The sequence below is a fragment of the Pseudomonas sp. BGA-UO-ETr-WB11 genome, assembly GCF_059567785.1.
Map to the genome: position 1 here is coordinate 529,156 of NZ_JCAQOS010000008.1, position 22,972 is coordinate 552,127.

The following is a 22,972-nucleotide window of genomic DNA, read 5'->3' on the forward strand; positions in this document are numbered from 1 at the left end:
AAGCGCGCGCCGGCTTTCTAGGCACAGCGTCGGATACGTCTGGTCCGGGGTGGGTGCCTGGCGTATCCTGCGCGCCGTTGTTTCGCTTTGTAGGAATGGGCAGATGCTGGCTGGATGGTTGCGCGCTTCGGCGCTGGTGGTGATGGGTTTGTGCGGCGCGTTGGCGCAAGCGGCAGATAAACAACCGACGGTGATCGTGGTCGGTGGTGGTCTGTCGGGGCTGTCGACGGCCTACGAGTTGCAGCAGGCGGGCTGGCAAGTCACCTTGCTGGAAGCCAAACCGACCATTGGCGGGCGCTCTGGCCTGGCGGCCAGCGAGTGGATCGGCAGCGCCAAGGCGCAGCCGGCCGTGCATGGTTACCTGCAGCGCTTCAAGGTCACGGCCCTGCCTGCGCCTGATTTTGTGCGAACGCCCGGTTACCTGATTGATGGCAAGTACTTCAACCTGGCCGATCTGGAAAAAACCAAGCCGGCGGTGGCCGCGAGCCTCAAACAGTACGAAAAGGCTCTGGATGGCTTGGCCGCCGGTATGGCCGACCCGCTCAAGCCGATGGCCAGCAGCCAGCTGTTTGCCCTCGACCAGAGCAACGTCTCGCGCTGGCTGGATCAGCTCAAGTTGGAACCCACCGCGCGCATGCTGATCAATCAACGGATTCGCGCGCGCTATGACGAGCCGTCGCGCTTGTCGCTGCTCTATCTGGTGCAGCAGGCTCGGGTGCACCGTGGCGTGGCCGATGGTGATCAGCGTGCCGCCCGCTTGCCGGGTGGCAGTCAGGTGCTGGCCCAGGCTTTTCTCAAGCAGTTGAAGGTGATCAAGACCAATTCACGGGTCTCGGCCATCAGTCAGGACAAGGATGGCGTGCTGGTTAAGGCCGGTGCTGTCGGCTACCGCGCCGACTATGTGGTGAGTGCTCTGCCGTTGCGAGCCCTGGCGCAGATTCAAGTTTTGCCGGCCCTTGATGTGGTTCGGCAGAAAGCCCTGAAGGGCACCAACTACGGCTGGCGCGACCAGATTCTGCTGAAGTTCAAGACCCCGGTATGGGACAGCAAGGCGCGTTTGACTGGCGAGATTTTTAGCGATCAGGGCCTGGGCATGCTGTGGATCGAGCCGGCGACCAAGGGCGGCGCCAACGTGCTGGTCAACCTCTCGGGTGACAACGCGCGCTTGCTGCAGAGCTTTGGCGACCGTCAGGTGGCCGACCAGGTGCTGATCCGTCTGCACGGTTACTTCCCCAAAGCGCGCGGTGCCTTTGCCGGTTACGAGATGCGTCGCTACAGCGCCGATGCCGGTATCGGTGGTGCGTACCTGGCCTTTGGCCCGGGGCAGATGAGCCGTTACTGGTTGCTGTGGAACAAGCCGCAGGATCGCCTGGTGTTCGCCGGTGAGCACACTGACGCGCTCTACCCTGGCACCCTTGAAGGCGCTCTGCGCAGTGGCCAGCGTGCCGCCAGCCAGGTGATCGCCCTGCACAGCGGCAAATCCCTGGAGCCACAGGCAGCGGTCGCCGCCGCACCGGCAAAAGCTAAAACAGCGGAAGAAAAACCGGGCTTCTTCACGCGCCTGTTCAACTAAGCCTGCACAGGCGCTGCGGCCAGCTCCTGACTGAGCTGGTCGAAGGCGCTGACGGCGCTGATAAACACCTGGCCGCTGAGGGGCTTGAGCAGCAGATCGCTGTGCTTGAGCTTGTCCATCAGCGGGCCTTTGACCTCAGCCAGGTGCAGCTTGATGCCCCGCGCGGCCAGGCTCTGGTTGAGTTCGGCGAGGGCATACAGGCCGGTGGTGTCGATCAGATTGATGGCGGTCATCACCAGTACCAGATGGCGGGTTTGGTCCGTCAGGGTCTGCAGCACATGGTCGCTGATCAGCTCGGCATTGCCGAAGAACACCCCGGCATCAATGCGCAGCAGGACGATCTGAGGATGGGTCTCGGCCGCATAACGCTCGATATTGCGGAAGTGCTCGCTGCCCGGCAGGCGGCCGAGCACGGCGATGTGCGGGCGGCTGGCGCGCCAGATCACGGTGCCCAGGGATAGCACCACGCCGAGCATCACCCCTTCCTCCACGCCCAGCAGTAGCACTCCACTAAAGGTGACCAGCCAGGCCACGGCGTCGGCGCGGTCGTAGCGCCAGGCTTCCCGTGGGGTGGTGAGGTCGAGCATGCCGAACACGGCAATGATGATGGTCGCGGCCAGCGCCGGTAGCGGTAGCCAGGCCAGCCAGGCGTTAGGCGTGAGCAGTAGCACAGCCAGCAGCAGTGCGGTAATCACGCTGGCCAGGGGCGTGTTGGCGCCGGCGGCATAGTTGACTGCCGAGCGCGAGATGCTGCCGGTGACCGGAAAACCACCGGACAGGGCACTGGCGACGTTGGCGGCGCCCAAGCCGAGCAGCTCCTGATTGGTGTTGATGCGTTCGCCGCGCCGCTGCGCCAGGGTTACGGCGGCGGACTGGCCGGAGAGGAACACCATAAAACCGATCAGCAGCGATGGCGCCAGCAGGTTGCGCAATTGCTCCAGCGACAGGCTCAGGCCCAGGGTTGGCAGACCGGCCGGAATCGGTCCGATCAGCGCCACGCCAGCGTGCTGCCAATCCTGTTGCCAGACCAGCAGGGTGGCCAGCAGCAGGATCGCCGCGGGTGCCAGCTTGCTCAGCATGTCGGCGCTTTTCGCCGCCAGTCCCAAGCGTTGCAACTGGCGCCCCAGCTGGCTACGGGCCAGCCACAGCAACAGCAGCGACAACAGGCCGATGGCGGCTGCTGTTGGGTTGATGGCTGTCAGCGGACCACCGAGCAGGACCTTGAGCTGGCTGGCGGCGATCACCAGGGCGGCGCCGCTGGTAAAACCGCTCATCACCGGGCGGCTGAGAAAACTGGAGAGAAACCCCAGGCGCAGCAGGCCGCATAGCACCAGCACCACGCCGCTGATCAGTGCCATCTGCGCCGCCATCGCGCCATACAGCTCAGAGCCGCTGGGCGCCAGGGCGGCCAGCGAGGTGGCGGTCATCAGCGAGGTGATCGCCATCGGCCCTACCGACTGAACCATGCTGCTGCCGAACAGGGCATAGGCCAGCGCCGGCAGGATGCTCGCATACAACCCGGCCACCGGCGGCAGGCCGGCGACCAGGGCGTACGCCATGCCTTGTGGCACCAGCATCAGCACCACCAGCACGCCCGCACCGAGGTCGCCGGCCAGCAGTTCACGGCGATAGCCTTTCAGCCAGGTCAACATGGGCGGGCTCCTCGGGGGTGGTGGGCGGCCGACAGCATGCCAGTAAGTGCCGGTGAAAACACCGGGCAGCGCAGGCTGTGCGGTTAGGTCTTGGGGGCTAACAATCGTTTTTCCTGATATTTCAGAACAACAATTTGCGCTATTAATCGATAGGTTAGCCGCTAGTCTGTGCCTATCGCGTTTTGATGGAAGCTTTAGCCATGCACTGGCGTAACACGGAAAAGGCCTACGGGCTGCTCAGTATTGGTATGCACTGGCTGGTGGCCCTGGCCGTGTTTGGTCTGTTCGGCCTGGGCCTGTGGATGGTCGAGCTGGACTACTACAGCAGCTGGCGCCACACCGCCCCCGAACTGCACAAGGGCATCGGCCTGTGCCTATTTGCACTGATGCTGCTGCGCTTGTTGTGGCGCTTTGTCAGCCCGCCGCCAGCGCCTCTGAGCAGCTACAGCCGCCTGACCCGACTGGGCGCCAAGCTCGGCCACAGCATTCTTTACCTCGGTTTGTTTGCCGTGATGCTGGCCGGTTACCTGATCTCCACGGCCGACGGTCGTGGTATCAGTGTGTTCGGCTGGTTCGACGTGCCGGCGAGCATTACCAGCATTCCCGAGCAGGAAGATGTCGCTGGTGCGGTGCACTTTTACCTGGCCTGGGGCCTGGTGATCCTGGCCGGTCTGCATGGCCTGGCGGCCCTCAAACATCACTTTATTGACCGGGACACGACCTTGCTGCGCATGCTCGGTCGTGCCCAACCTACCTCGCAAGCCCACAAGGAACTCTGATCATGTTGAAGCAAAGCATTGCTGCACTGGCGCTCGGCGCCGCCCTGTTTACCGCCGGTCAGGCCATGGCCGCCGACTATGTGATCGACAAGGAAGGCCAGCACGCCTTCGTTAACTTCAAGATCAGCCACCTCGGCTACAGCTGGTTGTACGGCACCTTCAAGGACTTCGACGGCAGCTTCAGCTTCGACGCCAAGAGCCCTGAGGCCAGCAAGGTCAAAGTCAACCTGAAGACCGCTAGCCTCGACAGCAACCATGCCGAGCGTGACAAGCACCTGCGCAGCGACGACTTCCTCAATGTCAGCAAGCACCCGACTGCGACCTTTGAGTCCACCGCGGTGAAATCCACCGGCGAAGGCAGTGCCGACATCACCGGTAACCTGACCCTGAATGGCGTGACCAAGCCAGTGGTGATCGCCGCCAAGTTCATCGGCGAAGGCAAGGACCCATGGGGCGGCTACCGTGCCGGCTTCGAAGGCAGTACCACGTTGCAGCTGAAGGAGTTCGGTATCCAAGGCCCTGGCCCGGCTTCGCAAAGTGTGGAGTTGATCATCTCGGTGGAAGGCGTGCGCCAGTAACTCCGCTGCCGTAGTAAAGAAAACGCCGACCCCAGGGTCGGCGTTTTGCTGTCTGTGGGACTGTGCTGGCGATGCGGAGGATGGGTATCGCTGCGCTCAACCCATCCTCCGGCGCTTGTGAGCTTCGTGGGAGCGGTCTTGACCGCGAAGTTTTAAGTAGTGCCTGCGGACGAATGTGCACCCCCGGATGGCATCCGGGTTACCCAGCCTCAAATAAAAACGCCGGCGCAAGGCCGGCGTTGTTGATTGCGGGTGCAATCAGCTTTCGCGGTTACGCGTCAGCAGGGCTGGCTTCTCACCGCGTGGGCGGCTGCTGGACAGTTGATCCAGTTGTTCCAGCTGCTCCGGAGACGGCAGCAGATCGCGCTTGGATTCCTTGTGCACGATCAGCGGCTGCTTGTCGCGCGGGCCTTTGACGGCCGGTTCCTGACGCTGCGAGTCGCTGCGGCTGAAATCGGTACGCGTATCGCGAGCCGGTGCACGGCCACCACGGGCCTGGCCATCACGACCGCCGCGAGGCTGCTGGCCGTCACGAGCACCGCCGCCAGTGCGTGCGCCGCCGGGTTGACCCTGGCGACGGCCTTGGCTGTTGGCGCTGCCCGCTGGGCGAGCACCCAGACCCACACCATTGCTGGCGCTCGGGCCGGACGGCGCTGGGGCGCCAGGACGGCGGCCGCGGCCTTGTGGCTTGTTCTGGATCGGGCTGACGTAGTCGGCACGGTTGCCGAAGTTGTCGATCTCGTCGTCGAGGAACTCGTCCGGCGCGCGGTTGGCCGGTGGTGTCGGAATGGCGCTGGCTTGCGCCTGGCGCTGGCCGCGTTCTGGGCGCGGTGCGCGCTGTTCGCGTGCCGGCTGCTGGCTGCGTGGCTGCGCGGCGGGCTTGGCCTTGCCGGTGTTCTGGCCTTTATCTTTGTGGCCGCCGCCATGGCGTTCGCTGCCACCGCCGCCACCGCCACCGCCACGCGGGCTGTTCGGGTCACGCGGCTCGCGCGGACCACGGCCACGGCCGCCGCTGACGTCCGGGCGCTCGCGCACTTCCGGTTTTTCCGCTTCCACGGTGGTCGGATCGAAGCCCAGGGTGTCGCCGTCGGCGATCTTCTGCTTGGTCATCCGCTCGATGCCCTTGAGCAGCTTCTCTTCGTCCGGGGATACCAGGGAGATGGCTTCACCGCTGCGACCGGCACGGCCAGTACGGCCGATACGGTGCACGTAATCTTCTTCGACGTTAGGCAGCTCGAAGTTGACCACGTGGGGCAGTTGGTCGATATCCAGGCCACGGGCGGCGATATCGGTGGCCACCAGGATGCGCACTTGGCCAGCCTTGAAGTCGGCCAGGGCTTTGGTGCGGGCGTTCTGGCTCTTGTTACCGTGGATCGCCATGGCCGGCAGGCCGTGCTTGTCCAGGTACTCGGCCAGGCGGTTGGCGCCGTGCTTGGTGCGGGTGAACACCAGCACCTGTTCCCAGGCGCCAGCGGTAATCAGGTGCGCCAGCAGCGAGCGCTTGTGGCTGGCCGGCAGGCGGAAGACGCGCTGTTCGATGCGCTCGACCGTGGTGTTCGGCGGCGTGACTTCGATGCGCTCGGGGTTGTGCAGCAACTTGCCGGCGAGGTCGGTGATGTCCTTGGAGAAGGTCGCCGAGAACAGCAGGTTTTGCCGTTGGGTTGGCAGCTTGGCCAGGACCTTCTTCACGTCATGGATAAAGCCCATGTCGAGCATGCGGTCAGCTTCGTCGAGGACCAGGATTTCCACGTGGGACAGGTCAATGGCGCGCTGGTTGGCCAGGTCGAGCAGGCGGCCTGGGCAGGCGACGAGTACGTCGACACCGCGGGCCATGGCCTGCACTTGCGGGTTCATGCCAACGCCGCCAAAGATCACGGTGCTGACGAATTTGAGGTCGCGGGCATACAGCTTGAAGCTGTCATGCACCTGGGCGGCCAGTTCGCGGGTCGGGGTCAAGACCAGGACGCGCGGTTGTTTTGGGCCGTGGCGATGTTCGCGGTCGGGGTGACCGTTAGGGAACAAGCGCTCGAGAATTGGCAGGGCGAAACCGCCGGTTTTACCGGTGCCGGTCTGTGCCGCCACCATCAGATCACGACCTTGCAAGGCGGCAGGGATGGCACGCTGTTGCACAGGGGTCGGTTGGGTGTAGCCGGCAGCCTCGATGGCGCGGACTAAAGCCTCGGAGAGACCGAGGGAAGCAAAGGACATGAGTAATCCTGTCTTAATTACGGGCGTTGCCCGAGAGGGTGATGTGTCTGGCGTGAGGCGCTGTGTGATAGCGCACTCCCGACCGGTCCAGCTGGGCAATGGTTGCCGAGCGTCCGGGCGCAAGCCTGACGGGAGCCCGGAGTATAACAGAGCGAAGCGGTTGTGCGACTAGCCTGCCGTTTGTCTGGCTGAGCGGCCAGACCCCGCGGTTGGCGCGGGGTCTGGCGTTGGCGGGCGATTCAGCGTGGCAACTTGAGGTTGTGCCAGATCGCCAGGCTCGGTTCTGCCTGGTTCAGGGTGTAGAAGTGCAGGCCCGGCGCGCCGCCGGCTAGCAGCTGTTCGCACATCTGGGTAATCACTTGTTCACCAAAGGCCTGGATGCTGTCGATGTCGTCACCGTAGGCTTCCAGCTGCTTGCGTACCCAGCGTGGGATCTCGGCGCCGCAGGCGTCGGAGAAGCGCGCCAGCTTGCTGTAGTTGGTGATCGGCATGATGCCCGGCACGATCGGGATGTCGACGCCCAGGCTGCGCACGCGCTCGACGAAGTAGAAGTAGCTGTCGGCGTTGAAGAAGTACTGGGTGATCGCGCTGTCGGCACCGGCGCGGGCTTTGCGCACGAAGTTGGCAATGTCATCTTCGAAGTTGCGCGCCTGCGGGTGCATCTCCGGGTAGGCCGCCACTTCGATGTGGAAGTGATCGCCGGTTTCACGGCGGATAAATTCCACCAGATCATTGGCGTAACGCAGCTCGCCACTGGCGATGCCCATGCCCGACGGCAGGTCGCCACGCAGGGCGACGATGCGCTTGATACCGGCGTCCTGATACAGCTTGAGCAGGCTGCGCAGTTCTTCGACGGAGTCGCCGACGCAGGACAGGTGCGGTGCGGTTGGCACCTTGATGTCGCCGTCCAACTGCAACACGGTGTTCAGCGTGCGGTCACGGGTGGAGCCACCGGCACCGTAGGTGCAGGAGAAGAAATCGGGGTTGTAGCCGGCCAGTTGGCGCGCCACATTCAGCAGTTTTTCATGCCCGGCTTCGGTCTTGGTCGGAAAGAACTCGAAGCTGTAACGGCGTTCTTGGGACATAGGAAAATTCCGTAGGGTGGGCTAGCCGCGGGGCTAACCCACCAGGGATCTCGATGGGTTGGCAGGCTGTTGAAACAGCCTGCCAACCCATCCTGCGCATCAGTAGCGGTAGGCGTGTGGCTTGAACGGACCTTCCTGCGGCACGCCGATGTATTCGGCTTGCTTGGTGGTCAGCTGGGTCACGACGCCGCCGAAGCCTTTGACCATTTCCAGGGCCACTTCTTCGTCGAGCTTCTTCGGCAGCACTTCCACGGTCAGGCGTTCGGCCTTGGCGGCTGGGGCCAGGTCGGCAAACTTGGCGCCGAACAGCATGATCTGCGCCAGCACCTGGTTGGCGAACGAACCGTCCATGATCCGGCTTGGGTGGCCAGTGGCGTTGCCCAGGTTAACCAGGCGGCCTTCGGCCAGCAGGATCAGGTAGTCGTCGTTGTGCGGATCGAAGCTGCCAGCACCGGTGCGGTGAACTTTGTGCACCTGCGGCTTCACTTCTTCCCATGCCCAGTTCTTGCGCATGAAAGCGGTGTCGATTTCGTTGTCAAAGTGACCGATGTTGCACACCACGGCGCGCTTCTTCAGGGCCTTGAGCATGTTCGAGTCGCAGACATTGAAGTTGCCGGTGGTGGTCACGATCAGGTCGATCTTGCCCAGCAGGGCGGCGTCGACGCTGGCTTCAGTACCATCGTTGATGCCGTCTTTGTAGGCAGAGACCAGCTCGAAACCGTCCATGCACGCCTGCATGGCGCAGATCGGATCGACTTCAGTGACCTTAACGATCATGCCTTCCTGACGCAGCGACTGGGCCGAACCCTTGCCCACGTCGCCGTAGCCGATGACCAGGGCTTGCTTGCCCGACAGCAGGTGGTCGGTGCCGCGCTTGATGGCGTCGTTCAAGCTGTGACGGCAACCGTACTTGTTGTCGTTCTTGCTCTTGGTCACCGAGTCGTTGACGTTGATGGCCGGGATTTTCAGCTCGCCGCGGGCCAGCATTTCCAGCAGGCGGTGCACGCCAGTGGTGGTTTCTTCGGTCACGCCGTGGATTTTATCCAGCATGGCCGGGTATTTCTTGTGCAGGATTTCGGTCAGGTCGCCGCCGTCGTCGAGCACCATGTTGGCGTCCCATGGCTGGCCATCCTTGAGGATGGTCTGCTCGATGCACCACTCGTATTCGGCTTCGGTTTCGCCTTTCCAGGCAAATACCGGGATGCCAGCGGCGGCCACGGAGGCGGCGGCTTGGTCCTGGGTGGAGAAAATGTTGCAGCTCGACCAGCGGACTTCGGCGCCCAGGGCTACCAGGGTCTCGATCAGCACGGCGGTCTGGATGGTCATGTGGATGCAGCCGAGGATCTTCGCGCCTTTGAGCGGCTGTTCGGCAGCGTATTTACGGCGCAGGCCCATCAGTGCCGGCATTTCTGATTCGGCGATGATGGTTTCGCGGCGGCCCCAGGCAGCCAGGCTGATGTCGGCAACTTTAAAGTCGGTGAAACCGGTAGGCGTAGCAGCACTCATTGATGAGTCTCCATTCGTTAGGTTCGAATGGGCGCCGTTGATGCGTTCAACTCCCTCACTGAGGAGGGCAACGCCCCATCCGAGCCTGACAGGTGGACGCCTGATTCGAATCAGCCTCGGTGCATTGCTGGAATGCAGGACTTGGCGATTCAAAACCGGTTACCACTTGCTGCAGCGCCCCTCGGATGGGTGGCGGGAGCGGTCGGCAGGAGCCGGGCCGCAGTAAAGCTGGACGATTATAGCCAAGGCCGGCGGCTTCGCCCATGGCTTTCTGTCGTGTGCTTGAGCGAATTGCCAGGCGCAAATGGCAACTCAGTCATGGCGCTGGACGCCGCTTTTCGGCAGGCTGCAGTCTCTAATAAATCAGAAACGGAATTGCCATGACCCTTGCCTACTGGTGTGTACTGATCGCGATTTTTCTCCCTTACCTGGCCACCGGCTACGCCAAGTTCACCGGTGGCGACTTTGGCCCCAAGCAGAACAGTGATCCGCGGGCCTTTCTCGCCACGCTGGAGGGCGCGCGCAAGCGGGCGGCCAGTGCGCAGCTGAATGGCTTCGAAGTGACCCCGGCCTTTGCCGCTGCGGTGATCATTGCCCATCTGGCTGGCGGCGCCGAGCAGTCGACCTTGAATGCCCTGGCGGTGGCGTTTGTCATCAGTCGAGTGCTTTATACCCTCTGCTATATCCGCGACCTGGGCGTGCTGCGCAGCCTGGTTTGGTTTGTCGGCATGGGCATTATCGTTAGCTTGTTCGTCGTGGCGTCCTGATCGGCCTTTGACACTCGGCCGTAGCGGCGGATACTGGCGACCCTTTGGTTCAGGTAGTCAGTTTCCGCCATGCCGCGCACCCTTTCGTTTAAATCCAAACTTCTCGTCATCGTGCTGGCCGGCCTCAGCCTGGCGGCGTGCGAGCGCCTCGATCCAAACTCTCCGCTGGGGCAGCGCAAAGCCATCTTCAAGCAGATGCTCAAGACCAGCGAACAGTTGGGCGGCATGCTGCGTGGTCGTATCAGTTTCAATGAGGCAGATTTTGTTGCCGGCGCCGGTCAACTCGACGTCTTGGTCAAGACGCCGTGGCAGCACTTCCCCCAGGTGCGCGACGAAGGCAAGAGCAGCGCCAAGGACGAGGTCTGGCAGAACCAGCAGCGCTTCAATGAACTGGCCCGTCAGTTGGAAATGAGCACCGCCGGTTTGCTTGCCGCCAGCGCCCAGAAGCCGCTGACGCCCAAGGCGTTGGTCGCGCCGCTGAATCAGGTTGAAGCGGCCTGCAAGGCCTGTCATCAGGAGTTTCGCGACTACTGAGGCGCCGCGCCTTTGTGGCGGCGACAGCGCTCGGAGCAATAGCGCACCTCATCCCAGCAGCGCGCCCATTTCTTGCGCCAGGTATAAGGCCGGGCGCAGACCGTGCAGATTTTGCTCGGTAGGCTGCTTTTGTTCACGGCAGGGCCTGGCTCACAGCAGTTCTCCTGCATCCAGGCGCGCCAGCAGTTCTTCGCCGCGCTGCCACAGCGCCTGTTGCTTGGCATCCGGCATGCGCGCGAGATTCTTGTAGACCATGGCCAGGCGCTGGTTGTTGCCCAACTGCTGTCGGTGGCGGATTAAAAAGTGCCAGTACAGCGCGTTGAACGGGCAGGCCTGCTCGCCGGTGCTATCGCTGACTTTGTACGCACAGTCGCCGCAGTAGTTGGACATGCGCTTGATGTACTGGCCGCTGGCGCAGTACGGCTTGCTGCCGAGATAACCGCCGTCGGCATGCATCACCATGCCCAGGGTGTTGGGCAGCTCAACCCAGTCGAAGGCGTCCATATATACCGCCAGGTACCAGTCGCAGACCTGGCTCGGCACGATGCCGGCCAGCAGGGCGAAGTTGCCGGTGACCATCAACCGCTGGATATGGTGGGCATAGGCGTACTCCAGCGTCTGGCCGATGGCCTGGCTCATGCACTTCATCTTGGTGTTGCCGGTCCAGTAGAACGCCGGCAGCTGCCGGGTGTTGCCGAAGGCGTTGCGCTGGGCGTACTCGGGCATGTGCAGCCAGTAGATGCCGCGCACGTATTCGCGCCAGCCGATTAACTGACGGATAAAGCCTTCAGCGGCATTCAGCGGCACCTGGCCGCGGCGGTAAGCGGTTTCGACATCGGCGCACAGCTGACGCACATCGAGCAGGCCGATATTCAGGGCGGCGCTGATCCGCGCGTGAAACAGAAAGGGTTCACCGACGGCCATGGCGTCCTGATAGTCGCCGAACGCCGGCAGGGCAAACTCAATAAAGTGCTGCCAGAGCGCCTCGGCCTCCGCGTGGGTGACCGGGTAATCGAAGGCGTCGAGTGTGCCGTAGTGATGGCTGAAGCGCTCGCGCACCAAGGTCAACACGTCCTGGGTGATGGTGTCGGCGGCAAAGCGTGCCAGCAGCGGCGCCTTGACCTGCTTGGGCAGCGCCTTGCGGTTCTCGGCATCGAAGTTCCAGGCGCCGCCCTCGGGTGTGCCATCGCCATGCATTAGCAGGCCGCTGCTGCGGCGCATTTCCCGGTAGAAATATTCCATGCGCAGTTGCTTACGGCCGTCGGCCCATTTGGCAAAACGCTCGCGAGTGCAGAGGAAACGGCTGTCGCTGTGCCAGTTCAAGGCCAGGCCTGAATCGCGCAGTGCCTGTTCCAGGCGCCATTCCCCGCATTCGGTGAGGTGGATTTCCGTCGCGTGCAGCAGCTCGGCCCAGCGGCGCAGTTCGCCGGGTAGTGAGCCGCTGTTGTGCGGGTCGTCCAGGGTCACATAGTGCACACGCCAGCCGCGCTGGCGCAGCGCTTCGGCAAAGTGGCGCATGGCGCTGAAGATCAGCGCGATCTTCTGTGGGTGGTGGGGGACGTAGTCGGTTTCGGTGGCCACTTCGGCCAGCAACACGGCGTCCTGGGTTGGGTCCAAATCGCGCAGCGAGGCCAGGTCAAAGGACAGCTGATCGCCGAGCACCAACGCCAGGCGCCGGCATGGGCTTACCACTGGCACGCCAGACTGATGGGCACTCGCAGGCGCTGTTGTGGGCCTGCGGGAAAGCCGCACATTTCCTCATGGACCACCGCATGGATCAGGTAAAAGGGCAGCGGCGGGAGTTCTTGCAGCAGGTCGCGGGCGTGTTCCACCGAGCGCAAGCGCAGGGTTTGTCCGCGCTCGTCACGGAGCAGTTTTGGTTGGCCGTCGAGGCGGATTTCCAGCAGGTAGATGCCGCCTTCGATGGAGATCAGGTTGAGCTCTTCGACCTGGCCGTGCTGAGCATGCAAAAGCAACTGCGGCAGATTCATGGGGGGGTACCGTCTGGATTAAGTTGTACAAAAATAGGTGTAAATTTAATCCTTGTATAGGTTTATCGCGTTGCGCGGCTCTCCGGTGTTGCGCTGCCTGGCCTGTGGACAGGCTGCTGATGACTGCTTAGCCTTGCTAGATCTGTGTGTTTGCGGGTGACGATCAAGGAGGATTAAGACGATGACATTGACCCACCGGCCAGTGGCTGAGCAGGACCTGGCGGCGATTTGTGCGTTTACCCAAAGCCCGGCCGAGCTTTTTTATTGTTTCCCTAAGGCGGATTTCCCGCTGACCCCTGGGCAATTGCAGGCGGCCATCGACCAGCGCAGCGACTCGACGGTGGTGCTGCTGGAGGGAGCGGTGGTGGCGTTTGCCAACTTCTATCGCTGGGAAACCGGCGGTGTCTGCGCCATCGGCAACGTCATGGTGGCGCCGGCGGCCCGTGGTCGCGGGGTGGCGCGCTATTTGATCGAGCAGATGCTGGACACAGCTTTTACCCGCCATCAGGCCTGCGAGGTGCAGGTGTCCTGCTTTAACCCGAACGTCGCCGGCTTACTGCTGTATCCGCAGTTGGGTTTTCTGCCCTGTGGCGTGGAAGAGCGCGTCGGGAAAAGTGGCGAGCGTCTGGCGCTGATTCATTTGCGGCTGGGGTCGTCTGCCTGCAGGTAGCGCTGGCTGAGTTCGGCTTGTTGGCGCTGGCGCTGTTCACGCAGTGCTTGCCAGAGGCGCCGGGCCAGTTCGGGGTGCTGCTCCGTGAAGCGGTGTGACAGCGGTAGATACCAGTCGGCTTCAAGCAGCGCTATGGGCAGGACCTTCAGGTTGGACTGCAGCCCAAGTTCGCGGATGTGGGTGTTGCCGATTTGGCGTTCGATGACGTAACCATCCAGGCGGCCCAGTGCCACCAGCTTCAACGCTTTTTCTGCGCTCTGGCTGGCGGTGGCCAAGACGCCAAGCGCCTGCAGACGCTGGCTGGCGATATAACCCAAGGGCGCACTCAGGCCATGCTGCAGGCCGCTGAACTGCTGGCCATCCCACTGCAGCGAACTGTCGACACGGGTGATGATCGGGTAGTCGGCTTGCCAGAGCCGGTAGTTGCGGTCGACGGGTAGGGCGCGTTGCGGGTCGCGGCCGGGAAATTGGCCCCAAGCATCGCGATCTGTCTGCCAGATGGCGGCAAAAATGCCGTCGCTCTGACCGCTTTGCAGTTGCATGACGCAGCGCTTCCACGGTTGCCGTTGAAACGCCAGGCGCAGGTCAGCTTGCCGGGCGGCCGCCTGAATCAGCTCCACGAGCAAACCTGGCTTGGCCTGTTGGGCGTCCGTCCAAAAAGGCATGGCGTCGTCGCTTTCATAGCAAATGCGCAGCAGCGGATGTTCAGCCAAGGCGCAAGCAGGCATCAGGGGTAGAAGCAGGGCCAACAGTAACGATGGGCGCATGGGTTGACTCATCAAGCGCTCGGGCGTCAATCGAGAGGGGCAGAGCTTCTCAGTCTATCCGTCGATTGAGCGAGCGTCAGCCTAAAAGCTGGATATGTCCTGTGACTTTAACTGCGCGCGCAAGGCCAGTACTTCAGGGTGTCGGAAGAAGGCCTGTAGCTGTTCGCCGCGCCGGGCGCTGACGCCGGCTTCTGCCTGCCATTGACGTGCATTGCGTGCGGCCAGGTTGTTCCAGTCGGCGAGTGGGCGGGGCGTGTTGTCGAGGCGCAGGCCGAGGGCGCGTAGCCAGGTGGCAAAGGGTTTTGCCCGCGCGCTTTGCAGGCTCTGGTGCAACTGGCGGGCGCTGCGTGCGCCAAAGCCTGGGATGTTGGCCAGTTGCTCTTCTTTCAGGTTCAGCCAGTCGAGTAAATCATGCAGTTGCCCGCTGGCGAGCAGTTTGTCCCAGGTGCCGGGACCGACGCCGGGCATGGCCAGGCCGTGTGGGCCGCTGAGCCAGACCAGACGCGCACGAAACTGGCTGGCGCAGGCCGGCGTGAATTGCCAGCAACTCAGGGCGTGGTAGTCGGCCGGGTTGGGCACGCTGACGGCGTCACGCTGCGGATTGCGCCAGAACACCCGCTCGACATGGGGAATGCTCAGGCCAGCCAAACTGAGTTCAAGCTGGTCGCCGGGGCGGATGTCCAGGGCTTGCCAGCGTGGTAGTGAGCCGAGGCTTACGCGGCTGACGCGCCGGTCATCCAGGCGCAGTGGCTGTAGCTGCAACACTGGGGTGATCCGCCCGGTGCGGCCGATGGTGAACTGCACTCGGCGCACCGTCGCCAGGCCTTGGCGCAGTGGGTATTTCCATGCGGCGGCCCAGTTCGGCGGGCTGGCGCGCCAGTGTTCGGCCGCAGGTCGGCTGCTTTGTTTGAGCACCACGCCGTCGCTGGCAAACGGCAGCGCCTGGCGATACCAGCGCTCACGCCAGGCCTGGGCCTGTTGGAAGTCGCTGATCGGCTGGCTGAAGGCTTGAGTGTCTGCAAAACCCAGGGCGCTGAGCCCTGCCAGACGCTCGCTCATTGACGCAGGGCCGGCAGGCCAGTCCCAGATAAACACGCCGATCTGCGCGGCATCCTCGGCGCTCAGGGTGGTGCGTGCCAGCCAGCCGGTCACCTTGCTGCGCGCGCCGAGGCTGCCGGCGTTGGCCTGGATATGCTGCGGCAGGCGCCAGTACAGCTCGCCCTGCAGAATCAGGCTGCCGCGACTCGGCAGGGTTCGCGCTAGGGTTGGGATCTGCCGGGCGTTGCGCGTCCAGTCCTGGCCGCGCTCACCATCGCCACGGCTGATGGCCTGCTGCAAGCGACCATCGACAAATACCAGGGTCACCGCTACGCCGTCGACCTTGGGCTGCACCCAGACGTTCTGACGGTTCTTGAGCCAGGCGCGCACCGCCGTTGCATCGGCTAGTTTGTCCAGGCCGGTCTGGGCGATTGGATGTTGCAGCGGGCCGCCACTGCTGGCCAGTGGGTGGGGCGCGGCAGTGGTCGGGTTTAGGCAATTGCGCAGGTCGTGCAATTGCTGGCGCGCCTGGTCATACAGCTCGTCGGCCACCAAGGTCACCCCCTGACGGTGGTAGGCGTCCTCCCATTGGGCGAGTTGTGCGGTGCGATGGGCCAGTTCGGCTTGTGCTTGAGCAGCGGGCCAATCGGGGCAGTTGGCAGCCAGGACGGCGGGGGACAGCAGAGTAAAACTGAGGGTCAGTTGGCGCAGCATCGGGAGCATCCTTGCTCAATGGGCGATGCATGCAGCCTAGCGGTTTGCGGGTGTTTTGCCGGAGGGATAGACCGGGCAAGAAAAGGGCTATGTACCAATTACGTGTTGCGCACTGGGTCACTAGCGGTTTCGGCTTTACGCCGAGTCACTTTCTCTTTGCTTGCGCGAAAGAGAAAGTAACCAAAGAGAAAGCGCACCCGGCATCCGGGTTTCGCTGCGCGAAACTTCCCTCACTCCGGCGCTGTTCCGAGGGTCGTCACGGTGGGCCATCCCTGGCCCATCGCTCCTCATTTGGCATCCCTGCCAAATGCCCCTCTACACAGCACCTCCACTCGGCCTCCTGACGGGACCGGGGAGCCGAGGCGCCTGATAATCCGTGGGAGCGGTCTTGACCGCGAAGTTTTTAACCGCGCCAACTCACTGCTATGTAAAACACAGCCATCGGCACCGAGGTAAATGCCTTGCAACATGCGACAGGTACAGAGCCAAGAAAAAGCCCCGCACAGGGCGGGGCTTGTGTCTTGCAGCGCTGGGTTTACAAGCCGGCGGCGGCGCGCAGGTCGGCGGCCTTGTCGGTTTTTTCCCAGGTAAAGGTGGTGAAGGTATCGTCGCCCACGGTGACCTGCTCCGGGGTGCGGCCGAAGTGGCCGTAGGCCGCGGTGGCCTGGTACATCGGGTGCAGCAGGTCGAGCATTTTGGTGATGGCGTAGGGGCGCAAGTCGAAGACTTCACGCACCAGCTTGATGATGGTGTCTTCGCTGACCTTGTTGGTGCCGAAGGTGTTGATCGAGATCGAGGTCGGTTGGGCTACGCCGATGGCGTAGGAAACCTGGATTTCGCAGCGCTCTGCCAGGCCAGCGGCAACGATGTTCTTGGCCACGTAACGACCGGCGTAGGCGGCCGAACGGTCAACCTTGGATGGGTCCTTGCCGGAGAACGCGCCGCCACCGTGACGAGCCATGCCGCCGTAGCTGTCGACGATGATCTTGCGTCCGGTCAGGCCGCAGTCGCCCACCGGGCCGCCGATGATGAACTGGCCGGTTGGGTTGATGTGAAACTGGGTGTCTTTGTGCAGCAGTTCGGCCGGCAGCACGTGCTTGACGATCAGCTCCATCACGCCTTCGCGCAGGTCTTCGTACTTCACTTCCGGGTTGTGCTGGGTCGACAGCACCACGGCGTCGATGCCGACCACTTTGCCGTTTTCATAGCGGCAGGTGACCTGGGATTTGGCGTCCGGGCGCAGCCACGGCAGCAGGCCGGATTTGCGCGCCTCAGCCTGACGCTGCACCAACTGGTGGGAGAAGGTGATCGGTGCTGGCATCAGCACGTCGGTTTCGTTGCTGGCGTAGCCGAACATCAGGCCCTGATCGCCGGCGCCCTGGTCTTCCGGCTTGGCGCGGTCAACACCCTGGTTGATGTCCGGGGACTGCTTGCCAATGATGTTGATGATGCCGCAGGTGTTGCCGTCGTAGCCGACGTCGGAGCTGTTGTAGCCGATGCCGACAATGACCTTGCGCACCAGGTCTTCCAGGTCGACCCAGGCGCTGGTGGTGATCTCGCCAGCGACGATGGCCACGCCGGTTTTTACCAGGGTTTCACAGGCCACGCGGGCGTGTTTGTCCTTGGCGATGATGGCGTCCAGTACCGCATCGGAAATCTGGTCGGCGATCTTGTCCGGATGCCCTTCAGACACGGACTCGGAGGTGAAAAGGGAGTATTCGCTCATCAGCGCAGTTCCTGTTCTATCTGGGTATTAGGGAGGGAGCGGGCAGCGGACGCCGCCTTGGGTTTCTGAAAATGACGGACCTGAATCTGGAAGCCATTGCGCAGGCCAATGTACAAACTTTCTTCGCTGCTCAGCCCGGCGGCGGCGGCCCAGCGTGCGAGGTCATCCTGCTCGAAGCCTAGCCACAGATCGCCACAGGCCTCGCGGGCCCAGCTCTGGTTGTGGCTGCACAGCTCGGTGATCAGCAGGCTGCCGCCGGGCTTGACCCGTCGCGCCAGCTGCTTGATCGCTTCGGCCGGCGCCGCAAAGTGATGCAGCACCATGTTCAGCACCACGCAGTCGGCGCTGAGGGCGTCTTCGCCGAGGGCATCGGCCAAGGCTAGCTGAACATTTTCCAGGCCTTCGTCGAGGCAGCGTTGGCGCGCCAGGTCGAGCATCGCCGGGCTGTTGTCGAGGGCGCTGACCTGCTGGAAGCGACGCGCCAGCTCGGGCAGAAAGGCGCCGTCGCCGGGGCCGATCTCCACGGCGCTGGCGTCATCGGCAAAACTCAGTGAGTCGAGCAGGGCCAGCAGGCTGTCGCGGTACTGCGGCAGGCCAGCGATCAGGTCCTGTTGGGCTTGGAAGCTGTCGGCCATGCGCGCAAAAAAGTCCTGGCTGGCAGCGGCGCGCTGGGCGTGTACGGCGGTGATGCGGGTTTGTACCGCATCCGGCAGCTGCAGGCTCTCCACTTCATCCAGCAGGGCGGCGTGCAATTTACCGCCGAACAGTTCGCTGTGCGGCAGGGCGCGGCGATAAAAGATGGCGTTGCCTTCGCGCCGGGTGGCCACCAGGCCGGCTTGGGCCAACACCTTCAAGTGGTGGCTGATGCCGGATTGGCCGGTGGCGAAGATCTGCGCCAGTTCCAGCACGCCAAACGAATCGTTAGCCAGGGCGCGCAGGATGTTCAGGCGCAGCGGGTCGCCGCCGGCCTTGCACAGGCTGGCGAGTTCATCACTGGCTTCGAAGTGAAGCTGGGGTGCGCGCAGGTTCATGCAGCGCAGTCTAGGTGGGGAAAAACAGCCTCGCAAGGGCAATATCAAAAAGTTTTGATATTGCCCTTGCGAGTGCTGAGGGCTTCTTGCACCCGCGTCAGCAGTGCGCTGGCCGCCGGACTCAGGCTGTGCTCACGGCGCCACACGGCGTGCAGATCGCGGCGCATGCTCAGGCCGCTGACGGGCAGGTGCACCAACTCACCGCTGCGCAGTTCGGCTTGCACCGCCAGTTCGGAAATCCAGGCCACGCCGTAGCCGTCCTGCAGGCTGCGCTTGAGGGCTTCACTGTTGCCCAGGGCCAGAGCGATGTGCGGTTCCAGATCGAGCGCCTGGTAAGCCTGCTCTAAGGTGCTGCGGGTGCCGGAGCCTTGTTCGCGGATAAACAAGGGTGCGGCCGCTAACTCTGCGGCGCTAATTTGGCTTTTGGTGGCCAGCGGGTGCTGCGCGCTGGCCACCGGCAGCAGGGCATCGCTACCGAGCAGGCGATAGTTGTAATGCTCGGCGTTAAAGGGGCCTTCGATAAAGCTCAGGCTGATCTCGCTGCGCTGCAGTTGCTCGAGGTTTTCCGCGGTATTGCCGATCTCCAGGCTGATTTGCAGGCCTGGATGGGCTTGCTGGAAGCGCGCGATCAGCGCCGGCAGCAGGTAGCTTCCCAGCGTGACGCTGGCGCCTATTTGCAGGTCACCGCTGCCCAGACTGGCGAATTCGGCCAGGTCCCGTTCGGCGGCCAACTCCAGGGCGAAGATCCGTTCGGCGTAGGGCAGTAGTCGCTGGCCGGCGGCGGTTAGGTTGACCCCGCGGCTCTGGCGGTCGAACAGCGGCAGTTGCAGGCGCGCCTCCAGTTCGCGGATTTCTCGGGTGACTGCCGGCTGGCTGATCAGCAGACGCGCCGCCCCAGCGCTGATGCTGCCGGTCTGGGCGATGGCCAGAAAGACTTTGAGGTGGTGTAGATTCATAAGTAAAAGGTATGCCTTGTATCTTTTATATGTATTTTACCTATATCACGTTGCTGCTTAACCTCACAGTCATGGATCGCCTCAAGGCGGTCGTCTGTTGAGGAGTCTTCTGATGTTGCGCCCCTTTACCCGCTTGCACGAGCCGCTGGCCTTCGTGCGGCAATTCACCCCCAACTGGTTTGCCATGACCATGGGCACCGGTGTGTTGGCCCAGGTGGTGGCCAAGATGCCGGTGAGCTTTGCCGGACAGTTGTGGCTTGCTGAAGGCCTGTGGCTGCTGGCCACGCTGCTGTTTGTGCTCTTCAGCGGTCTGTTCGCTGCCCGCCTGCTGCTGTTTCGCGACACCCTGTGGCCGATGCTCGATCATCCGGTGCAATCGATGTTTCTCGGCGCCATTCCCATGGGCCTGGTGCAGGTGATCGCTGGTCTGTTGCTGTTTGCCGAGCCGGTGTATGGCCAGGTCGTGGTGCAATTGGCCCATGGCTTGTGGTGGCTGGATCTGGTGCTGGCCCTTGGTGTGGCGCTGGGTGTGCCGTACCTGATGTTTACCCGCCAGCAGCATGCCCTGGAGAAACTCACCGGTGTCTGGTTGTTGCCGATCGTCGCCCCTGAGGTGGCCGCCACGGGGGCTGCGGCCTTGGCGCCGCACCTCGCGGCCGATCAGGCGCAGCTGTTGCTGAGCGTGGGCTATGTGCTGTGGGGCTTGTCGCTGAGTCTGGCGTTTGCCCTGATCGCCCTGGTGCTGTTGCGCCTGGCCTTGCACAAGCTGCCGGACATGGACTTTGCCGCCACCAGTTGGCTGCCGCTGGGTCCGTTGGCTACCGGCTGCCTGGGCTTGCTGGCCCTTGGTCAGGCGGCGCCGCATGCCTGGCACGGCACAGCCCTGCAGGGCGCGGCAGAATTGGCTGAACAGTTGGGTCTGGTTGGTGGTCTGGCCTTGTGGGGTGCCGGGTTCTGGTGGCTGGTGGCGGCCAGCCTGTTTACCCGCCATTACCAGCGCCGTGAGCTGCCATTCAACCTCGGTTGGTGGGGTTTTACCTTCCCGTTGGGGGTGTTCACCCTGGCGACCTTTGCCCTGCAGCGCCTCACCGGCTTGCAACTGTTCGGCTGGATTGGTCTGTTGCTGGCGCTGCAGCTGGTGCTGGTCTGGCTGCTGGTAATGCGCCGTACCTTGCATGGTATCTGGCATGGTGAGTTGTTCCGGGCGCCTTGTCTGAGCGCCAGAGGGATGCTTTGAGGAGCTGAATTGACGGGCATTTGGAGATTGTCTGCGGGTGGGCGACCATCTGTGATTGCCCCCATGCCCCTCGCTGGGGGAAAATGCCCGTCTTTTTTCGACCTACAGCTGCCTGAACATACTGTTTAGAGGCAGCCCTCCAGGAGATCAGCGATGCCCAGCCGTCGTGAGCGTGCCAATGCCATTCGTGCCCTCAGCATGGATGCTGTGCAAAAAGCCAACAGCGGCCACCCCGGTGCCCCGATGGGCATGGCGGATATTGCCGAGGTGTTGTGGCGCGATTTTCTCAAGCACAACCCGAGCAACCCGAGCTTCGCCGACCGTGACCGCTTCGTGCTGTCCAACGGCCATGGCTCGATGCTGATCTACTCGCTGTTGCACCTGACCGGCTACGACCTGTCGATCGACGACCTGAAGAACTTCCGTCAGCTGCACAGCCGCACTCCGGGTCACCCGGAATACGGCTACACCCCGGGCGTGGAAACCACCACTGGCCCGCTCGGCCAGGGCATCGCCAACGCCGTCGGCTTCGCCCTGGCGGAAAAGGTTCTGGGCGCGCAGTTCAACCGTCCTGGCCACAACATCGTCGACCACCACACCTACGCCTTCCTAGGCGACGGCTGCATGATGGAAGGCATCAGCCATGAAGTCTGCTCGCTGGCCGGTACCCTGGGCCTGGGCAAGCTGGTCGCCTTCTACGACGACAACGGCATCTCCATCGACGGCGAAGTCGAAGGCTGGTTCACCGATGACACGCCGAAGCGCTTCGAAGCCTACGGCTGGCAGGTGATTCGCAATGTTGACGGCCACGACGCCGACGAAATCAAAACTGCCATCGAGACCGCCCGTGCCGAGCACGAACGTCCGACCCTGATCTGCTGCAAGACCACCATTGGTTTTGGCTCGCCGAACAAGGGCGGCAAGGAAGACTGCCACGGCGCCCCACTGGGTGCCGAAGAGATCGCTCTGACCCGCGCTGCTCTGAAGTGGACCCACGGCCCGTTCGAAATCCCGGCCGACATCTACGCCGAATGGGATGCCAAACAAGCCGGTGCTGCCGCCGAAGCCGAGTGGAACCAGCGCTTTGCCGCCTACGCCGCCGCCTTCCCGGAGCTGGCCAGCGAATTTACTCGCCGCAGCAAGGGCGAGTTGCCGGCTGATTTCAGCGCCAAAGCCGCCGCTTACATTGCTGACGTCGCCGCCAAAGGCGAGACCATCGCCAGCCGTAAGGCCAGCCAGAACACCCTGAACGCCTTCGGCCCGCTGCTGCCGGAGTTCCTCGGTGGTTCCGCCGACCTCGCCGGCTCCAACCTGACCCTGTGGAAAGGCTGCAAGGGCGTTTCGGCTGAAGACGCGTCCGGCAACTACATGTTCTACGGCGTGCGCGAGTTCGGCATGAGCGCAATCATGAACGGCGTCGCCCTGCACGGCGGTTTCGTGCCGTACGGCGCGACCTTCCTGATCTTTATGGAATACGCCCGTAACGCCGTGCGCATGTCGGCACTGATGAAGCAGCGCGTGCTCTATGTGTTCACCCACGACTCCATCGGCTTGGGCGAAGACGGCCCGACTCACCAGCCGATCGAGCAGATCGCCAGCCTGCGTGGCACGCCGAACGTCGACGCCTGGCGTCCGTGCGATGCGGTGGAATCGGCGGTGGCCTGGAAGTACGCCATCGAGCGCAATGACGGTCCGTCGGCACTGATCTTCAGCCGTCAGAACCTGCCGCACCAGCCCCGTGATGCCCAGCAACTGGCCGATATCGCCCGTGGCGGTTATGTGCTGAAAGACTGCGCCGGCGAGCCCGAACTGATCATCATCTCCACCGGTTCGGAAATCGGCCTGGCGGTGCAAGGCTATGAAGCGCTGACCGCCCAGGGCCGCAAGGTCCGTGTGGTGTCGATGCCGTGCACAAGCGTGTTCGATGCCCAGGACGCCGGCTACAAGCAGGCCGTGCTGCCGCTGCAAGTCAGCGCGCGGATCGCTATCGAAGCGGCCCATGCCGACTACTGGTACAAGTACGTGGGCCTGGAAGGTCGCATCATCGGCATGACCACCTTTGGTGAGTCGGCGCCGGCGCCGGCGTTGTTCGAAGAGTTCGGTTTTACTCTGGACAACGTGCTGGAAACTGCCGCTGAACTGCTCGACGCCTGACCGACT

Annotated in this window: 19 protein-coding genes, 1 pseudogene and 1 riboswitch; of the genes and pseudogenes, 8 read left to right on the top strand and 12 right to left on the bottom strand. The window is 63.1% G+C overall.

What is annotated here, in order from left to right; translation table 11 throughout:
* Positions 1-103 precede the first annotated feature (103 nt).
* Positions 104-1,567 (top strand): annotated as a pseudogene (locus AC56DI_RS16225) (flavin monoamine oxidase family protein); the annotation flags it as partial.
* Between the two features lie 2 nt (positions 1,568-1,569).
* Here AC56DI_RS16225 and AC56DI_RS16230 read toward each other — a convergent pair.
* Positions 1,570-3,225: a SulP family inorganic anion transporter gene (locus tag AC56DI_RS16230; RefSeq protein WP_496347064.1), complete on the bottom strand. Its 1,656-nt coding sequence runs from the start codon at positions 3,223-3,225 to the stop codon at positions 1,570-1,572.
* Positions 3,226-3,425: 200 nt separating this feature from the next.
* Between AC56DI_RS16230 and AC56DI_RS16235 the strand changes: the two genes are divergently transcribed.
* Both AC56DI_RS16235 and AC56DI_RS16240 read left to right on the top strand, forming a co-directional pair.
* On the top strand, positions 3,426-4,004 hold the full coding sequence (locus AC56DI_RS16235; RefSeq protein WP_496347065.1) for a cytochrome b: 579 nt from the start codon (positions 3,426-3,428) through the stop codon (positions 4,002-4,004).
* 2 nt (positions 4,005-4,006) lie between these two features.
* A complete protein-coding gene (locus tag AC56DI_RS16240; RefSeq protein WP_496347066.1) occupies positions 4,007-4,582 on the top strand; it encodes a YceI family protein in 576 nt (191 codons plus the stop codon).
* Between the two features lie 258 nt (positions 4,583-4,840).
* On the opposite strand, the gene rhlE2 is transcribed toward AC56DI_RS16240, so the two are convergent.
* The 3 genes from rhlE2 to ahcY form a co-directional block, all read right to left on the bottom strand.
* Complete coding sequence (gene rhlE2 / locus AC56DI_RS16245; protein WP_496347067.1) at positions 4,841-6,790, bottom strand: RNA helicase RhlE2; 1,950 nt, start codon at positions 6,788-6,790, stop codon at positions 4,841-4,843.
* A gap of 239 nt (positions 6,791-7,029) precedes the next feature.
* Positions 7,030-7,875 (bottom strand): methylenetetrahydrofolate reductase [NAD(P)H], encoded by an 846-nt coding sequence (gene metF, locus AC56DI_RS16250; protein WP_496347068.1) that lies wholly within the window; start codon positions 7,873-7,875, stop codon positions 7,030-7,032.
* Between the two features lie 99 nt (positions 7,876-7,974).
* Entirely contained in the window at positions 7,975-9,381 is a 1,407-nt protein-coding gene (ahcY, locus tag AC56DI_RS16255; RefSeq protein WP_496347069.1) for an adenosylhomocysteinase, read from the bottom strand.
* A gap of 22 nt (positions 9,382-9,403) precedes the next feature.
* Positions 9,404-9,570: riboswitch (S-adenosyl-L-homocysteine riboswitch) on the bottom strand.
* A gap of 191 nt (positions 9,571-9,761) precedes the next feature.
* Between ahcY and AC56DI_RS16260 the strand changes: the two genes are divergently transcribed.
* The gene (locus AC56DI_RS16260) at positions 9,762-10,148 is read left to right on the top strand and encodes an MAPEG family protein (protein ID WP_496347070.1); all 387 of its coding nucleotides are present in this window, start codon (positions 9,762-9,764) and stop codon (positions 10,146-10,148) included.
* Between the two features lie 69 nt (positions 10,149-10,217).
* On the top strand, positions 10,218-10,682 hold the full coding sequence (locus AC56DI_RS16265; RefSeq protein WP_496347071.1) for a c-type cytochrome: 465 nt from the start codon (positions 10,218-10,220) through the stop codon (positions 10,680-10,682).
* Here the strand turns inward: AC56DI_RS16265 and AC56DI_RS16270 are convergent.
* The 3 genes from AC56DI_RS16270 to AC56DI_RS16280 are packed head-to-tail and all read right to left on the bottom strand — an operon-like array spanning position 10,676 to position 12,673.
* Positions 10,676-10,819 carry a DUF2256 domain-containing protein gene (locus AC56DI_RS16270; RefSeq protein ID WP_496347072.1) on the bottom strand — a complete coding sequence of 48 codons (144 nt, stop codon included), beginning with the start codon at positions 10,817-10,819 and terminating at the stop codon, positions 10,676-10,678. The two genes, AC56DI_RS16265 and AC56DI_RS16270, sit on opposite strands and share 7 nt — an antisense overlap.
* 13 nt (positions 10,820-10,832) lie before the next feature.
* Entirely contained in the window at positions 10,833-12,374 is a 1,542-nt protein-coding gene (locus tag AC56DI_RS16275; protein WP_496347073.1) for a cryptochrome/photolyase family protein, read from the bottom strand.
* On the bottom strand, positions 12,368-12,673 hold the full coding sequence (locus tag AC56DI_RS16280) for a DUF6482 family protein (RefSeq protein WP_496347074.1): 306 nt from the start codon (positions 12,671-12,673) through the stop codon (positions 12,368-12,370). Before AC56DI_RS16280 ends, AC56DI_RS16275 begins: the two co-directional genes overlap by 7 nt.
* A 181-nt stretch (positions 12,674-12,854) precedes the next feature.
* Here AC56DI_RS16280 and AC56DI_RS16285 point away from each other — a divergent pair, with 181 nt between their 5' ends.
* On the top strand, positions 12,855-13,343 hold the full coding sequence (locus AC56DI_RS16285) for a GNAT family N-acetyltransferase (protein WP_496347075.1): 489 nt from the start codon (positions 12,855-12,857) through the stop codon (positions 13,341-13,343).
* On the opposite strand, the gene AC56DI_RS16290 is transcribed toward AC56DI_RS16285, so the two are convergent.
* The 5 genes from AC56DI_RS16290 to AC56DI_RS16310 all read right to left on the bottom strand — a co-directional run bounded on the left by AC56DI_RS16290 (position 13,310) and on the right by AC56DI_RS16310 (position 19,575).
* A complete protein-coding gene (locus AC56DI_RS16290) occupies positions 13,310-14,110 on the bottom strand; it encodes a substrate-binding periplasmic protein (RefSeq protein ID WP_496347076.1) in 801 nt (266 codons plus the stop codon). The two genes, AC56DI_RS16285 and AC56DI_RS16290, sit on opposite strands and share 34 nt — an antisense overlap.
* An 81-nt stretch (positions 14,111-14,191) precedes the next feature.
* Complete coding sequence (gene ligB, locus AC56DI_RS16295; protein WP_496347077.1) at positions 14,192-15,871, bottom strand: NAD-dependent DNA ligase LigB; 1,680 nt, start codon at positions 15,869-15,871, stop codon at positions 14,192-14,194.
* Positions 15,872-16,397: 526 nt separating this feature from the next.
* Complete coding sequence (gene metK, locus AC56DI_RS16300; RefSeq protein ID WP_496347078.1) at positions 16,398-17,588, bottom strand: methionine adenosyltransferase; 1,191 nt, start codon at positions 17,586-17,588, stop codon at positions 16,398-16,400.
* On the bottom strand, positions 17,588-18,619 hold the full coding sequence (locus tag AC56DI_RS16305) for an ArsR/SmtB family transcription factor (protein WP_496347079.1): 1,032 nt from the start codon (positions 18,617-18,619) through the stop codon (positions 17,588-17,590). The genes metK and AC56DI_RS16305 overlap by 1 nt, the downstream gene beginning before the upstream one ends.
* A 44-nt stretch (positions 18,620-18,663) precedes the next feature.
* On the bottom strand, positions 18,664-19,575 hold the full coding sequence (locus AC56DI_RS16310) for a LysR substrate-binding domain-containing protein (RefSeq protein WP_496347080.1): 912 nt from the start codon (positions 19,573-19,575) through the stop codon (positions 18,664-18,666).
* 112 nt (positions 19,576-19,687) lie between these two features.
* On the opposite strand from AC56DI_RS16310, the gene AC56DI_RS16315 reads away from it, so the two are divergent.
* Complete coding sequence (locus AC56DI_RS16315) at positions 19,688-20,812, top strand: TDT family transporter (RefSeq protein WP_496347081.1); 1,125 nt, start codon at positions 19,688-19,690, stop codon at positions 20,810-20,812.
* A 153-nt stretch (positions 20,813-20,965) separates the two neighbouring features.
* The gene (gene tkt, locus AC56DI_RS16320; protein ID WP_496347082.1) at positions 20,966-22,966 is read left to right on the top strand and encodes a transketolase; all 2,001 of its coding nucleotides are present in this window, start codon (positions 20,966-20,968) and stop codon (positions 22,964-22,966) included.
* The last annotated feature ends 6 nt before the right edge of the window (positions 22,967-22,972 follow it).